Source organism: Sphingomonas sp. Leaf198 (genome assembly GCF_001424005.1).
Taxonomy (GTDB): domain Bacteria; phylum Pseudomonadota; class Alphaproteobacteria; order Sphingomonadales; family Sphingomonadaceae; genus Sphingomonas.
Genome location: NZ_LMPX01000004.1, coordinates 501,048 through 515,612 on the forward strand (window position 1 = coordinate 501,048; position 14,565 = coordinate 515,612).

Sequence of the window (14,565 nt, forward strand, 5' to 3'; positions counted from 1 at the left end):
AACTCACACCCGGACGCCTCAGGGCGTGAGGACTTCGAGTGTCGTGACGTAGCTCATTCGCCGCTCGGTCGCGCGCGGGGTGGTTGCCTTGGCGTCGGTGAGCGTCGCGTTGAGCCAGTACATCCCGGCGGTCGGCCACGAAACGCTCAACACGCCGTCCGCCCCGGTGGTCAGCTCGCGTGCGCCCTCGTCGTTGCGATAGCGCTTGCCGCCGGGAATCACCGTGACCTTCAGGCCGGACGCGGGTTTGCCGTCGACCAGGAAGCGGAACTTGGCGGTCTCGCCCGCGACCAGTTCGTCTGGGTGCGTGATCGGCGCGAATTCGAGGCCCTTGCCGGTCGTCTTGAAGACGGTGGTGGTCGGCGCGCCCGCGGTTACGAAGATCTCGTTGCGGCCCGAAACCTCGGTGACCTTCACGTCGGTCGCGTTGGCGGGGATGTCGGCGACGGTCAGCGGGGCGGGGGCGTTCGGCTGGGGTGGACCGCGACGACCGCCGAGACGCTTCTCAACGCCGTCGACCTTGAAGCTGCCCATGACCGCGGACATCTGCGTGCCGATCTTCCACGTGCCCGGCTTGTCGAGCTTCACGTCGAACACCGAGCGATAGCGGCCGGTCGCGCCGTTCTGGAGTGCGCCCTCGCTGCCGTCGGGCTGCCAGACCTTCATGCCGTCGAGGCGGAGCGGCTGGTGATCGAAGAAGAACAGGTCGTTCGAGACCGCGGCGTCGACCGTAACCCAGCCATCGGTCCCTGAGAACACGGTGGCCGAGGGCAACAGCCACATGCGGTGCGCAGACAGCGCGGCGGGGATCGACAGCAGCGCAGCGGCGGCCATCAGGCGTGCAACAAAAGGCTTCATGCTGTGATCCTTAGCGGGCGGAGATGGCGACGGCGCCGAGCTCGGTCTTGCCCGTGGTGCGGGCTCCGGCGGTAAGCGGTACGGACACGAGCTCGCGGCCGCCGGTTTCGCGCGCAGCCTCGACGTTCAGGACATACTGGCCGGGCTTGACGTCGGCGGGCAGCGGGATGGTGTACTGGCCCGGCGCACGCGTCGCGCCGCTGATGCCGTCGGCGGGCATCGTCATGCTGCGGCCGCCCTTGCGCCACCATGCGCGCAGGTCGGCAAGCCATTTGGTGCCGGGATCGTTGCCGCGCTTCTTCAAATCGTACCAGACCGCTAGCGTGCGCGGGGCGCCGCCGCCGACCGGCTCGAGCCAGACCGCGACATAGGGCTTGTGATATTCCGCGACGCTCAGCCGGGGGATGGTGATCGTGACGGTGCCCGCGGGCGCGGCGCTGGCGGGCAACGACAGCGCAGGCGCGGTGATCGCCCCGCCAAACAAAAGCAACGCGGTAGGACGCATGGCAGAACCCCTCAATGGACGAACAGGATGGCAAGCAGGACGGGAATGGCGAGCCCGGCGGCGACGATCGGCCAGGTCGTTGGCCGATGGCGCGCATGGAGCTGCAACAGGAGCAGTCCGGTCAGCGTGAACACGATGCAGGCGCCGGCGAAGATGTCGATGAACCACGCCCAGGCTTCGCCCGCGTTGCGACCTTTGTGGAGGTCGTTCAGGTACGAGATCCAGCCGCGGTCGGTCGTTTCCGCAGTGATGCGTCCGGTCGCGCGCTCGATGCTGACCCAGGCGTCGCCACCCGGGCGTGGCAGTGCGACATAGGCGTCGGTGTCGGACCACTCGACCGGCTTGCCGGCGGGATCGAGGCCGACCGTCGCCGCGACGCTTTTCGCGACCGGAGCGGGCAGGCGCGTGTCCGGGGTGTGCGGCGCGGCCAGCATGTGGCGCAGTGAGGGGAGCAGCATACCGCTCTTTTCGACCACCACGGGCCTGGCACCGATCGTCGCCGCATGGTTCAGCGTGATGCCGGTGATCGCGAACAGCAGCATGCCGACCAGCGACAAGGCCGCGCTGATCCAGTGCCAGCTATGGAGCTGCTTCAACCACCAGCTACGCCATTTTTTCCGGTTGCGGCTGACTGATGTGTGGCCAGGTGAAGAGGGAGATTGCGATGTCACACCTCCGCCTAACGCCTGTCGAAACGCGCATCAAGAATAATGCGAATAACTCTCATTATCGATCGCGCGCGCTCGTTGTCGTACGCTGAAAAGGACGTCTGCGCGATCGCCGCCCGCGGCGATAATACCGGCTACGCGCCCACCGCCTTGGTGAACTCGCTCGGCGAGTGGCCGAACGTCCGCTTGAACGCCGCACTGAACGCGCTTTCGGACTCGTAGCCGACGGCGGGTGCCACGGTCGCGATCGACACACGCCCGCTCGCCAGCCGATCGGCCGCCAGCATCATCCGCCAGCGGGTCAAATAGTCCATCGCCGGCTCGCCGACCGTTTGCTTGAACCGCACGGCAAAGCTGGACCGCGACATGCCGCCTGTTCGGGCGAGATCGGCGAGCGTCCAGCGCCGGGCGGGGTCCGCATGCATTGCCGAGATCACGGCGCGCATCTGCGTGTCGGCCAGCGCGAACAGCCAGCCCGCGCTGTGCGGTGAGCGTTCGGCGAGGTGAAGTCGCAGCGCCTCGATCAGCAGCGTCTGCGCCAGATGCCCCGCCATCAGCGTGCCGCCCGGTTGCGGGTCCCGCAACTCGCGCATCAACCGCTCGATCAGCCAGCCAAGTGCCGCCTTGGTCGCCTCTGCCCGGATGTGGACGATCGGGGGCAGGATGCCGAGCAACAGGTCGGTGTGGAGTCCGGTGAAGTCGAAGAAGCCGCCAACGCCCGAGCAACTGCCGCCGCCACCGAGGACACCGGTCTCGCCTGCCGGGAACGACGGGAAGAATGCAAAGGCGTCGGTCACCGGCGCGCCGATCGCGCTGTAGAGGCTGAACGCGACGCGGCCGGGCAGCAGGATGAAATCGCCCGCGTGAAGCGCCATCGGCTCGCTTCCGCCCTCCAGCGCGATCCAGCATGTCCCGGTGTGAATCGCGAAGCATTTGACTCCCTCGGCCGGCGGGTAGGCAAGCGCCCAGTCCCCGCCGGCATCCAGGCCTCGAAATCCGTAGCTGCTGGGCTTCAGCAGGGCGAGTACGTCCGACAAGGGATCCATTGCGACATTCCTGGACGCTGGCGATGAATTGGCGGACTTTGCAGCATGGGCCGTCCAGTGTCACGGGACTATCCCGGATCTCAGCGATGCATCTTCACCTGGCACCGCGGGAGACAGATCATGACCCACAACACCGCCCTCTGGCTTTCCTCCAAGCGCGCTGCCTTCACCGTGGGGGCAGCGCCGTTTCCGACCGCGCAGTCGGGTGAAATCGTCATCCGCACCCGTGCGATCGCGGTGAACCCGATGGACCGGCTGGTGCAGACCTCGGGCGACCTGATGACCCCCTATCTGCACTATCCGGCGATCGTCGGCTCCGACGTCGCCGGCGATGTGGTCGCCGTTGGCGCGGACGTGACCCGGTTTCGGGTCGGTGACCGGGTCGTGGGTTTTGCCGGGAGCACCGATAAGACGCGTAACCGCGCCGCAGAGGGCGCTTTCCAGACCTACGTCGTCCTGCTCGAGCATATGACGGCCGCGATCCCGGATGCGCTCGCCTTCGAGGATGCTTCCGCGCTGCCGCTCGGTATCTCGACGGCAGCCTGCGCGCTCTTCCAGCGCGATTTCCTCGCGTTGAACACGCCCGCCAAGGGAGCACCGGCGACCGGTCGGATCGTCTTGGTATGGGGTGGGTCGACCAGCGTCGGCGTCAATGCGGTGCAACTGGCCGTCGCCGCTGGCTACGAAGTGATCGCCACGGCCTCGCCGCGCAACTTCGACCTCCTCAAGCGGCTCGGCGCGACGGCTGTGTTCGACTATCGCAGTCCGACCGTCGTTGCCGACATAGGCGCGGCGTTGCGTGGGAAAACGGTCGCAGGCGCGGTCGCGATCGGCCTGGGATCGGTGCAGCCGTGCATCGACATTCTTGGATTGTGCAAAGGCAATCGCTTCATCGCGATGGCGACGCCGCCCGCGTCCTTCGACGCAGTCCCGGCAGGACGCGGTCATTGGCGCAAGTTGATTGCTGCGATGGCCGGCACGGTCGCCGGCAATATCGCACTCGCGCTGAGCGCACGCCGCAAGAAGGTGACCCTGAAAATGATCTGGGGCAGCACGTTGATCAGCAACGAGGTCGGGCCGATGATCTTCGACACGTTCCTGCCCGAAGCGCTGGCCGACGGCCGCTACGTGGCAGCGCCTGCAGTCGAAATTGCAGGACACGGGCTGGCCGCGATTCCGGCAGCACTCGAGCGGCAACGCCGCGGTGTCTCGGCGACCAAGCTGGTCGTGACGTTGTGAGCGGCTTCGTCGTCAGCGTCACCCGCTTCCGCGTTCGCAGTCTGCGGTTCCTGCCCTTCTTCCTCATTCATGCGCAGCGCTGCCTCGCGCAGATCAGGCGAAGCGACGGTTACATCGGCGGAGCGCTGCGCCACGATCGCGACCGCGCCTATTGGACGATGAGCGTATGGCGCGACGAGGCCGCACTGCTGGCGTATGTCACCGGCGGCGCCCACCGCAACGCGATGCCCAAGATGAGCGAGTGGGGCGACGAGGCCAGCACCGTTCGCTGGGTTCAGGACAGCGCCGATCTTCCGTCCTGGCCCGAGGCGATCGAGCGGATGCGCCGCGAGGGACGTCCCGTGCCGCTTCACCATCCGGGACCGAGGCATGCGGGTCTCGGCTTCGCGGCGAGCGAGCCTGCGCAGATGGTGCGGATCTGAAAGGAAGCCTATGCAGGGTCTCCCGGATCGAGCGCGTTCCCGGAGATCACATCCTTCGACGCCCTCCATCCACCGAACCGTGCGTAGAGCGTCGGCAGGACGAAGAGCGTCAGCAGCGTCGCCGAGATCAGGCCACCGATCACGACAGTCGCCAGCGGCTTCTGCACCTCGGCACCAGCCCCGTGGCCGAGCGCCATCGGCACGAAACCGAGGCTGGCGACGAGCGCCGTCATGGCCACGGGGCGCAGCCGGGCCAGCGCGCCATCGTGCGCGGCGCGGATCCTGTCCATGCCCCCCGCCATCAGGTCGTGGATCGATGACACCATGACCAGGCCGTTGAGTACGGCGATCCCCGACAGCGCGATAAAGCCGACCGCAGCCGAGACCGAGAACGGCATCCCTCGAACCACGAGCGCGAGGACGCCGCCGACCAGCGCGAGCGGCACGCCGGTGAACACGATTGCCGCGTCGCGGACCGAGCCGAGCGCGCCGTAGAGCAACAGCATGATGACCGCGAAGCAGACCGGCACGACCAGCATCAGCCGATCGCGCGCGGAGGCGAGATTCTCGAACTGCCCGCCCCATTCGACATTGGTGCCGGGCGGCATCGTCACCTGCGCGTCGATCGCCGCGCGCGCATCGGCGACCACGCCCGCAACGTCGCGGTCGCGCACATTGGCCTGGACGACCACGCGGCGCTTGCCGTTCTCGCGGCTGATCTGGTTGGGGCCGTCGACGACCGCGATGTCGGCGACGGTCGACAGCGGCACGAACCCGCCGGCCGATGTCGGCACGGGGATCTGAGCTACTTGGATCAGATCCGAGCGCGATGCTTCGGATAGGCGGATCACGACGGGGAAGCGCCGGTCGCCCTCGAAGATCACGCCGGCCTCGCGCCCACCGATCGCGGCGGCCACAGTGTCCTGCACGTCGCCCGCGGTGACGCCGATCCGCGACATCGCCATCCGGTCCGGACGAATGTCGAGCATCGGCAGACCCTCCGTCTGCTCGACGCGTACGTCGACCGCGCCGCGCGTCGCTCGCAGGACCTTGGCGATGCGGTCCGCGGCGGCGTTCATGCCCCCGAAGTCGTCGCCGAACACCTTGACCGCAATGTCACCGCGCACGCCGGCGATCAGCTCGTTGAAGCGCATCTGGATCGGCTGCGTGATCTCGTACGCGTTGCCCGGCAGCGTCGAGAGTTGCTTCGCCATCCGCGCGACCAGCGCTTCCTTCGCGAGGCCGGGGTCGGGCCATTCGGCCTTGGGCTTCAGTATGACGAAGGTGTCGGTGGCGTTCGGCGGCATCGGATCGCTGGCGATCTCCGAGGTACCGGTGCGCGAGAAGGCGAAACGGACCTCGGGTTGGCGGGCAAGGACCTTCTCGACCTGGAACTGCATCGCCTGGCTCTGGTCGACCGAGGTGCCGGGGATGCGGACCGCCTGGACTAGGATGTTGCCCTCGTCGAGCTGCGGCAGGAATTCCTGCCCGAGCGTGGTGAAGGCGATTCCCGCCAGCGCGAGCGCGCCGACGGCGATGCCCAGCGTGATGCTCGGGCGGCGCATCGCCTTGCCGAGACCCGGTTCGTAGCGTCGGCGCAGCCAGCCGATGATCCGGCTCTCTTTCTCGTCGACGCGCCGGCTGAGCGCTATCGCGATCGCCGCGGGGACGAACGTCATCGACAGGACGAAGGCGAAGACAAGCGCGATGATGACGGTCAGCGCCATCGGCTCGAACATCTTGCCCTCGACGCCGGTGAAGGTGAGCAACGGCGCGTAGACGAGGATGATGATCGCCTGGCCGTAGACCGAGGGCCGGATCATCTCGCGCGCCGATGCGGCGACCAGATCGAGCCTGTCCCGGAGCGACAGCGGCGCGTCCCTGTCATGCTGTGCCTCGCTCAACCGACGCAGGGCATTCTCGACGATGATCACGGCGCCGTCGACGATCAGGCCGAAGTCGAGCGCGCCGAGGCTCATCAGGTTCGCCGACACCCCGGCCTTCAGCATGCCGATGCTCGTCAGCAACATCGTGATCGGGATCACCAGCGCCGCGATCAGCGAGGCGCGGAAGTTGCCAAGCAGCACGAACAGCACGATAATGACCAGCACGGCCCCTTCGGCGAGGTTGCGCGCGACGGTCGCGATCGTCGAATTGACGAGTTCGGTGCGGTTGAGCACCGGCTTCACCACCACGTCGACGGGAAGCGCGCGGCCGATCTCTTCCAGCCGATTGCCGACGCCGGTCGAGACGGTGCGGCTGTTCGCGCCGATCCGCATGACCGCGGTGCCGACGACGACTTCGTGGCCGTTCTCTGACGCGGACCCCATGCGCAGCGCCTGGCCGGTGCGGACGGTGGCGATCTGGCTGAGCAGGATCGGCACGCTTTCTCGCGTCGCGACCACGGTGCGCGCGAGGTCTTCGGCGTTGCGGATCCGGCCGTCGGCGCGGACCGCGAGACCCTCGCCGTTGCGGTCGACGATGCCGGCGCCGGCGCTGGTGTTGTTGCGCTCGAGCGCAGTGGCGAGATTGTCCAGCGTGATCTTTATCGCCGCCATCCGCTGGATATCGGGAACGACGAGATATTGCTTGGTGTAGCCGCCGAGGCTGTCGACGCCGGCGAGACCCGCGGTGCTCTTCAGTTGCGGAGTGACGATCCAGTCCTGCACCGTGCGCAGATAGGTCGCCTTGTCCGGTTCGCTGACGAGATGGTCGCCCTCGGGCGTTATGTAGCTGCCGTCCTTCTGCAGGCCCGGCTCGCCGTTGCGGTGACGGACCTGATCGAGCTCGCGATATTCGACCGTCCACATGAAGATGTCGCCGAGGCCGGTGGCGATCGGCCCCATCTCGGGCGTCACCCCGTCGGGCAGATCGGCCTCGGCAGTCCGCAGCCGTTCCGCCACCTGGGCGCGCGCGAAGTAGATGTCGGTCTTCTCGTCAAAGACGGCGGTGACCTGCGCGAAGCCGTTGCGGCTGAGCGAGCGGCTGTAGGCGAGGCCGGGGATGCCGGCGAGCGCGGTCTCGACCGTGAAGGCGACCTGCTTCTCGATCTGGTCGGGCGAAAGCGCCGGCGCGACGACGTTGATCTGCACCTGGTTGTTGGTGATGTCGGGGACGGCGTCGATCGGCAGCCGCTGGATGGCGAACACGCCGGCGAACGCGGCGGCGAGGGTAAGCAGTAGGACGAGCCAGCGCTTCTCGACAGCGAAGGTTACGATGCGGGAGAGCATGGCCTAGTCCTCGTCCTTCGCCGCGCCCTTGCCGAGTTCGGCCTTGAGCGTGAACGAGTTGGTCGAGGCGATGCGCTCCTCGCCCGTCAGGCCGGCGGTCACGGTGACCGCGCCGCCATTGGTGCGGCCGAGCGTCACCGGCGTAGCGCGGAAGCCGGTCGCGGTGCGCACGAAGACATGCGGCTTGTCGGCGATCATCTGCACGGCGGCCGAGGGCACGGCGACGCTGCGATCTCCACTCGCGGGGAGCAGCACCGATACGCCGACATTCTCGCCGACGCGCCAAATGCCGCCCGCATTGTCGATCGTCGCGATCACCGGGACGAGCCGCGTGGTCTCGTCGAGGATCGGCGAGACGAAGGTGACGCGGCCGTCCTGTCGGCGGCCGGCGGACGTGACTTCCACGCGCGCGCCCGGCTTCACGCGGCCGGCGTCCGCAGGAACGAGCGACATCGTCACCGACACCTTGGCGAGGTTGGCGACGCGGAACAGTTCGGCGTCGGCCGCGACCTGTTGCCCGAGCGTGGCCGACCGCGCGATCACCTGGCCGGCGATCGGGGAGCGGACGGCGATGCGGTTGAGTGCACCGCCGCCCCCGCCGGTGGCCGACAGCTGCTGCCGCGCGAGACGGAGCGCGATGCCGGCCTCGGTCGCTGCGGTTCGGGCGGCGACAAGGTCCTGCTCGGGCGACACGCGCTCGGCGAACAGTCGCCGTTCGCGGCGGAGGTTAGACTGCGCGAGCGCGGACCGCGCACCCGCCGCCTCGACCTCGGCGTTGAGCGACGCCGCCTCGCGGCTTTCGATGATCGCCAACGTCTCGCCGCGGCCGATCGACTGGCCGAGGTTTCTGGTGAGCGCGACCAGCCGGCCGCCGATCGTGGCGGATACGACCTGCACGTCCTGCGGATCGCCCTCGATCGTCGCCGGAAGCTCGATCGCGCCGGCCACGCCCCCCACTGTCGGGCGGGTCACCTCGATGCCGGCATCGGCGATCTGCTGGACCGACAGAATGGCGACGGCAGGATCGCCCGCGCTCTCGTTTTGCTTGTCGCCCGCTTCGGCGCTCGCGTTGGTCGCTTGCTCGGACGGGCGTCCGCAACCGACGACCGCCAAGGCGATGGCGACGGGCACGATCGCCCGCAGGATGATGGTCATCGATCGGTGTCCTTGGGCGGGAGCGCGTCGGCGGTGAGTCGCTCGAACCGCGCCTGTGCGTCGTGATAGGCGGCCAGCGCGTCGATCGCCGCCGTCCGGGTGTCGAGCAGCGTGCGCTCGGCGTCGAGCAGATCGAGCTGGCCGAACTTGCCTTCGCGGTAGCCGATGCGGGCGATCCGCGCGGCCTCCAGCGCGGCGGCGAGCGCCGGGCCGGCGGCGTTGCGCGCCGTCGTCGCGGCGTTCGCGGCATCCACTTGCGCGCCGGCGATGCCCTGTTCGGCGTCGAACAGGGCGACGCGGCGCAACGCGTCCGACTGGTCGCGTTGGGCATCTGCCACAGCGACCGCCGCACGGCCGCCGTTGAAGATGGCGAGCGGGATCGAGACGCCGAAGACCGCGGCGACGTCGTTGGTCTGCTCCAGCCTGCGCGCGCTGGCGCTGAGCGTGAGGTCCGGCACGCGCTGACTGTGCGCGAGGCGGACCTGGGCGGTGGCGGTCGCCAGATCCGCGCGCGCGGCAGCGGCGGTCAGCGTATGCGTCGTGCCGGGAGCAGGCGACCGGCGGAGCGCATCGACGCGTTCGAACCAGGCGTCGTCGAGCTGTCCGACGGCTATGCCGACAAGCCGGGCTAGGTTTGCCGCGGCGACGACCGCCGAGCGCTCGGCGCGCTCCATCGCACCATCGGCGGCCACCTGCGCGACGTCGGCGCGCTGTTCCTCAAGTGGCGACGCCCGACCGGCCTGTACCCGCACCCGCGCGGCGCGAAGGACTTCGGCGGCGATGCCGCGCTGATCGCGGGCGATCCCGACGCGACGCTGCGCGGCGACCGCGACGACGTAGGTCTGCGTCACGCGCAGGCGCAGGTCGGCGCGCGCGATGGCGGCCTGGAGACCGGCGCGACCGATCTGCGCGTCGGCGAGCGCAATCCGGGCGCCGCGCTTGCCCCCGCGTTCGAGCGGCAGGGCGAGACCGACGGTCGTCTCGGATGACCGCAGTCCTTGATATATCCCGGTTCCGGCGACGTTCTCGGTCCCCGCGACGAGCGACGGGTTCGGACGCAGCGCGGCGACGCGGCGCTGCGCTTCGGCGGCACGGACTCCGGCGGATGCCGCATCCTGGAAGGGCGACGATGCGTCGGCGCGGGCCAGCGCCTCGGCGAGCGTGAGGACCGGCTCCGCCGAGGCCGGCGGACGGGTCTGGGCCTGCAGCGAAGATGCGCAGACCCCTGCGGCGATGACGGCCGCGATGATGCGATGCATGGGGATGCTCCTGACGACGAGGACTTGGGCGCGCACGGCGCACCCGATCGACGCGTCAGGCCTGCGGTGGTCTCAGCGCGGTGTCGGCATCGCGGCCGACGAGCGTCGCACCGTCGAAGGACGCGAGCATCGCGCCGGCGAGGACGGTCGCGCCGCAGAGCGTGTCGGCGTCCGGCGCGCTCATGTGATGCGCGTGGCAACTGCCATGATGGTGCGGATAGCCCTTGTCGGCATCGGCCGCGACCTGATCGCCGTCGCCATCGACATGGGAACCGGCGGCGTACTGGCTGGTCTCGATGCATCCGCCGACTTCGGCCGCATGCGCAACTCCGACCCACGTGGTCAGGACGAGCATCAGACAGGCAAGGAAGGGCAGAAGCCTACGCATCGATCGGCGAGGTAGCAGATAATGGCAGTGCTGTAACCGGGCACCGCGGAACGACCCGATCGCGGCGGATTTGGTAATCAACGGCGACCGCGGTTTGTGAAGGGCAAAGAAGGGCTAGCATCCGATTATGGGTCTGGCCGGAAGCTGCAGGCAAGGCCGCGTTCGCCAAAATGTCGAAGGTTCGGCTGGCGATTCCCAGTCATAAAACGGCCATCCGTCATAAACGACTGACCTGCCCCCGTTTCCCATCTCCAACGGGCAACTTCGCCATGCGTATGTACCGCGTCACGGCCGATCCGTTGCAAGGATGGCCCTCAGGATCGCTTCCGATCGCCGCTGGCCGTAGCCATGGCCGTAAGCACTCGACGTGACGGTAACGACCATGTGGCGGCTTGGAACCACGTACATCTTGTTACGGCCGTTGCCCGACGCGAATGAAACCGGGACCGACACGCCATCGATCTACTGGACCTTCGAATACCAGAAATAGCCATAGCCGTCGGCGTAAGGGTCGCTATCGGCAATGCCGACTTTCGGAGCGAATGCGTCTCGTAAGCCCCGGCGGGGTGCCCGGTCTGGCCGCCACGGGGCGAGCCTCGATGGTCCGCATCGGCTGGATTGAGCAAGACTTCGGCCAGCACGAAACACTCAACTGGACCATCATATAAAGATATAAGGATATCCTTATATGATGGTTGACAGCGCCGTCGTGATAGCGTTTATCCAGCGTGTCGAGGTTCCTTATCCCAGGCATGGCGATGAGGCTAAGACGGGAAGCCGGTGATGTCCTTCGGGGCAGAATCCGGCGCTGCCCCCGCAACTGTAAGCGGCGAGCGGCGGTTCCATTTTGCGTCACTGGGCTCGCGCAACGAGCCTGGGAAGGCCGGAACCACCGCGTTGACCCGTGAGCCAGGAGACCTGCCTCCGACGCGATAACGTTCCTCGGACGGGGGTTCCTCCGGTGGATCGCGCTTGACGCAAGGCTCGTGGCTTACGCCATCCGGGCCTGACTATGCCTTGCGCGCTCTTCCTTGGCCTCCTGACCGCAAAAGCAGGTGAGTCATGACGAATAGCAGGTTCACGTTCACGATAACCAGCATCCCGTTCGATGAGGATTATCGTCCTGCCGACAATACGCGGATCACCACCAATTTCGCGAACCTTGCGCGCGGGGAAAGCCGCCAGGAAAATTTGCGCAACACGCTGGTGATGATCGACCGTCGCTTCAACTCGCTGATGCACTGGGATAATCCCGTAGGCGATCGCTACGCGGTAGAACTGAAGATCATCTCGGCAGTGCTCAGGATCGTCGACGACGACCGCGACGAAGCGTTTCCGCTGATCGAAATCCTGCACACCACCGTCACTGACAAGAACAGCGGCCAGCGTACCGACGGGATAGTTGGCAACAATTTCTCGTCTTACGTGCGGGATTACGACTTCAGCGTCGTCCTGCCGGATCACCGCAAGACCGGAAGCGGCGAAGCGCCCGAAGGCTTCGGCGATCTCCACGGTAATTTGTTCAGTCAATTCCTCGGCTCAAGCGCCTACCAAAACCATTTTCGTAAGCCACCGGTCATATGCCTCAGCGTATCGAGCAAGGAAGTCTATCACCGGACGGCGAACGTGCATCCCATTCTCGGGGTGGAATACAGGCATGACGAGGCTTCCCCGACCGACCGGTATTTTGCGAAAATGGGAATGAAGGTGCGGTATTTCATGCCGCCGCACAGCGTCGCGCCGCTCGCGTTCTATCATATCGGCGATCTCGTCAGCGACTATACCAACCTCGAACTCGCCAGCACGGTCAGCACTATGGAGACCTTCCAGAAGATCTACCGTCCAGAGATCTATAACGCCAACTCCGTGGCGGCGGAACACTATCGCCCGAGCTTGGGGTGTCAGGACTATTCGCTGACGCGCATCGTCTACGACCGCGAGGAACGCAGCAGGCTTGCCGTGGAGCAGGGCAAATTCGCCGAAGAGACGTTCATCAAACCGCATGGTGCTGCGCTTCAGCGCTGGTCCGAAACCTGCGGCCTTTGATCCTCATGAACACAAGGTATTCTCCATGACGACATTGTTGCCGACAACGACTGCGGGCAGCCTGCCCAAACCCTCCTGGCTTGCAAAACCCGAGACCTTGTGGTCGCCGTGGAAGCTGGAGGGCGAGGAGTTGATCGCCGGCAAGCAGGACGCCCTGCGCCTGGCGGTCGACGATCAGCGGCAGGCGGGCATCGACATCGTCGGTGACGGCGAACAGACCCGCCAGCATTTCGTCACGACGTTCATCGAGCATCTGGACGGCGTCGATTTCGAAAAGCGCGAGGTTGTCCGGATCCGCGACCGGTATGAAGCCAGCGTGCCGACCGTCGTCGGCGCCGTCTCGCGGCCCAGATCCGTCTTCGTCGACGATGCGCGGTTCCTGCGCGCGCAGACCGATCAGCCGATCAAGTGGACGCTGCCGGGACCGATGACGATGATCGATACGCTCCACGACGCGCACTACCGCAGCCGCGAGAAACTGGCATGGGAGTTTGCCCGCATCCTCAATGAGGAAGCCCGAGAGTTGGAAGCGGTCGGAGTCGATATCGTTCAGTTCGACGAGCCCGCGTTCAATGTCTTTTTCAACGAGGCCAACGATTGGGGGATCGCCACGCTGGAACGTGCGGCCGAGGGGCTGAAGGTCGAGACCGCCGTGCACATCTGCTACGGCTACGGCATCAAGGCGAATACCGACTGGAAGAAGACGCTAGGCGCCGAATGGCGGCAATATGAGAAGACCTTCCCCAATCTCCAAAAGTCCAAGATCGATATCGTCTCGCTGGAGTGCCAGAACTCGCGCGTTCCCATGGATCTGATCGAACTCGTCCGCGGCAAGAAGGTAATGGTCGGCGCGATCGATGTCGCGACCGACACCGTCGAGACTCCAGAACAGGTCGCCGACACTCTGCGTAAAGCGCTCCGGTTCGTGGATGCGGACAAGCTATACCCCGCCACGAATTGCGGCATGGCGCCCCTTTCGCGCAACGTCGCGAAGGGCAAGCTGAGGGCCTTGGCCGCGGGCGCAGACATCGTCCGGAGAGAACTCCAGACCGACGGGTGAATATTGGCGGTAGCTGACGAGTTGGCTAACCGATTAGACTGGGTTTCAACCTTGAAACCGGGTTTCATCGGGACGCTGGATACCAGAGGCAAACGCGGAATATGCCGCATGCATGGTGATGCGGACGCCAGGCCACCACCAGCTCATAGCCTCGACACTTGCTCGCGCGGGTCGGTTCGACTGCGCCGGCGTCGCCAACGAGGCGCAGTTCGCTGTCGACGTCGAGCCATCGGGTAGATCGCGGGCAGCGTGGCACCGGGCAGGGTAGGGAAACAGGCATGCCGCGCGCCCGACTGCGCACATCGCCGTTTCGTTACTTCAGCTCGTCATCCGAGATGATCCGGCTGGTGGTGCTGAAACACGGTCGTTTCCTGCTCGGTCACGGGCACGCCCGCGCTGTTCTGACTCAAGCTATCCATTCGCTCTCGTGACCGCGCCCGTCATCCTGACGAAAGTCAGGATTCGTAGTGGCGCGCGCAGCGCTGTTTAGCTCTGGGCACCGACTTTCGTCAGGATGACGGCACAGCCGTGGCGTCAAACGCTGCTGCCGAAGATGTCTCGAAGTATAGACCGCGCGAAAAATTACGCCGAACAAGCAAACGCCCGGACCGTTGCCGATCCGGGCGCCTGCGTGACGATCGCTCGTCAGCCCCCATTTTTTCGCTTCCGCTCTGCACCTTGCGGCGCGG

Annotated in this window: 13 protein-coding genes and 1 riboswitch; of the genes, 5 read left to right on the forward strand and 8 right to left on the reverse strand. The window is 66.5% G+C overall.

All coding sequences use genetic code 11. From position 1 onward, the window contains the following. Positions 1–18: 18 nt before the first annotated feature. The 4 genes from ASG20_RS17710 to ASG20_RS17725 all read right to left on the reverse strand — a co-directional run bounded on the left by ASG20_RS17710 (position 19) and on the right by ASG20_RS17725 (position 3,077). Positions 19–858, reverse strand: coding sequence for a DUF4198 domain-containing protein (locus tag ASG20_RS17710; RefSeq protein ID WP_056055892.1), 840 nt, complete (start codon positions 856–858; stop codon positions 19–21). Positions 859–868: 10 nt separating this feature from the next. Further along, complete coding sequence (locus tag ASG20_RS17715) at positions 869–1,363, reverse strand: DUF2271 domain-containing protein (protein ID WP_056055894.1); 495 nt, start codon at positions 1,361–1,363, stop codon at positions 869–871. An 11-nt stretch (positions 1,364–1,374) separates the two neighbouring features. After that, complete coding sequence (locus tag ASG20_RS17720; protein WP_082471046.1) at positions 1,375–2,034, reverse strand: PepSY-associated TM helix domain-containing protein; 660 nt, start codon at positions 2,032–2,034, stop codon at positions 1,375–1,377. Between the two features lie 131 nt (positions 2,035–2,165). Further along, a complete protein-coding gene (locus tag ASG20_RS17725) occupies positions 2,166–3,077 on the reverse strand; it encodes an AraC family transcriptional regulator (RefSeq protein ID WP_056055898.1) in 912 nt (303 codons plus the stop codon). 120 nt (positions 3,078–3,197) lie between these two features. Between ASG20_RS17725 and ASG20_RS17730 the strand changes: the two genes are divergently transcribed. Continuing rightward, the gene (locus ASG20_RS17730) at positions 3,198–4,316 is read left to right on the forward strand and encodes a zinc-binding alcohol dehydrogenase family protein (RefSeq protein ID WP_056055900.1); all 1,119 of its coding nucleotides are present in this window, start codon (positions 3,198–3,200) and stop codon (positions 4,314–4,316) included. After that, positions 4,313–4,738, forward strand: coding sequence for a DUF3291 domain-containing protein (locus tag ASG20_RS17735; protein WP_056055901.1), 426 nt, complete (start codon positions 4,313–4,315; stop codon positions 4,736–4,738). The genes ASG20_RS17730 and ASG20_RS17735 overlap by 4 nt, the downstream gene beginning before the upstream one ends. An 8-nt stretch (positions 4,739–4,746) precedes the next feature. Here ASG20_RS17735 and ASG20_RS17740 read toward each other — a convergent pair whose 3' ends face one another. From ASG20_RS17740 to ASG20_RS17755, 4 genes are read right to left on the reverse strand one after another with little or no spacing between them, the layout of a single operon-like run. Further along, positions 4,747–7,968: an efflux RND transporter permease subunit gene (locus tag ASG20_RS17740; protein ID WP_056055903.1), complete on the reverse strand. Its 3,222-nt coding sequence runs from the start codon at positions 7,966–7,968 to the stop codon at positions 4,747–4,749. 3 nt (positions 7,969–7,971) lie between these two features. After that, positions 7,972–9,123, reverse strand: a complete 1,152-nt coding sequence (locus tag ASG20_RS17745) for an efflux RND transporter periplasmic adaptor subunit (protein WP_056055906.1) — start codon at positions 9,121–9,123, stop codon at positions 7,972–7,974. Next, a complete protein-coding gene (locus ASG20_RS17750) occupies positions 9,120–10,382 on the reverse strand; it encodes a TolC family protein (RefSeq protein ID WP_056055909.1) in 1,263 nt (420 codons plus the stop codon). The genes ASG20_RS17745 and ASG20_RS17750 overlap by 4 nt, the downstream gene beginning before the upstream one ends. 55 nt (positions 10,383–10,437) lie before the next feature. Next, the gene (locus tag ASG20_RS17755) at positions 10,438–10,770 is read right to left on the reverse strand and encodes a hypothetical protein (protein ID WP_156364414.1); all 333 of its coding nucleotides are present in this window, start codon (positions 10,768–10,770) and stop codon (positions 10,438–10,440) included. A gap of 717 nt (positions 10,771–11,487) precedes the next feature. Next, positions 11,488–11,711: riboswitch (cobalamin riboswitch) on the forward strand. 121 nt (positions 11,712–11,832) lie between these two features. On the opposite strand from ASG20_RS17755, the gene ASG20_RS17760 reads away from it, so the two are divergent. The 3 genes from ASG20_RS17760 to ASG20_RS19990 all read left to right on the forward strand — a co-directional run bounded on the left by ASG20_RS17760 (position 11,833) and on the right by ASG20_RS19990 (position 14,307). Next, positions 11,833–12,816 (forward strand): DUF1852 domain-containing protein, encoded by a 984-nt coding sequence (locus tag ASG20_RS17760; protein ID WP_056055912.1) that lies wholly within the window; start codon positions 11,833–11,835, stop codon positions 12,814–12,816. Positions 12,817–12,841: 25 nt separating this feature from the next. Beyond that, the gene (locus ASG20_RS17765) at positions 12,842–13,876 is read left to right on the forward strand and encodes a methionine synthase (protein WP_201780746.1); all 1,035 of its coding nucleotides are present in this window, start codon (positions 12,842–12,844) and stop codon (positions 13,874–13,876) included. Between the two features lie 278 nt (positions 13,877–14,154). After that, entirely contained in the window at positions 14,155–14,307 is a 153-nt protein-coding gene (locus tag ASG20_RS19990) for a hypothetical protein (protein ID WP_156364416.1), read from the forward strand. The last annotated feature ends 258 nt before the right edge of the window (positions 14,308–14,565 follow it).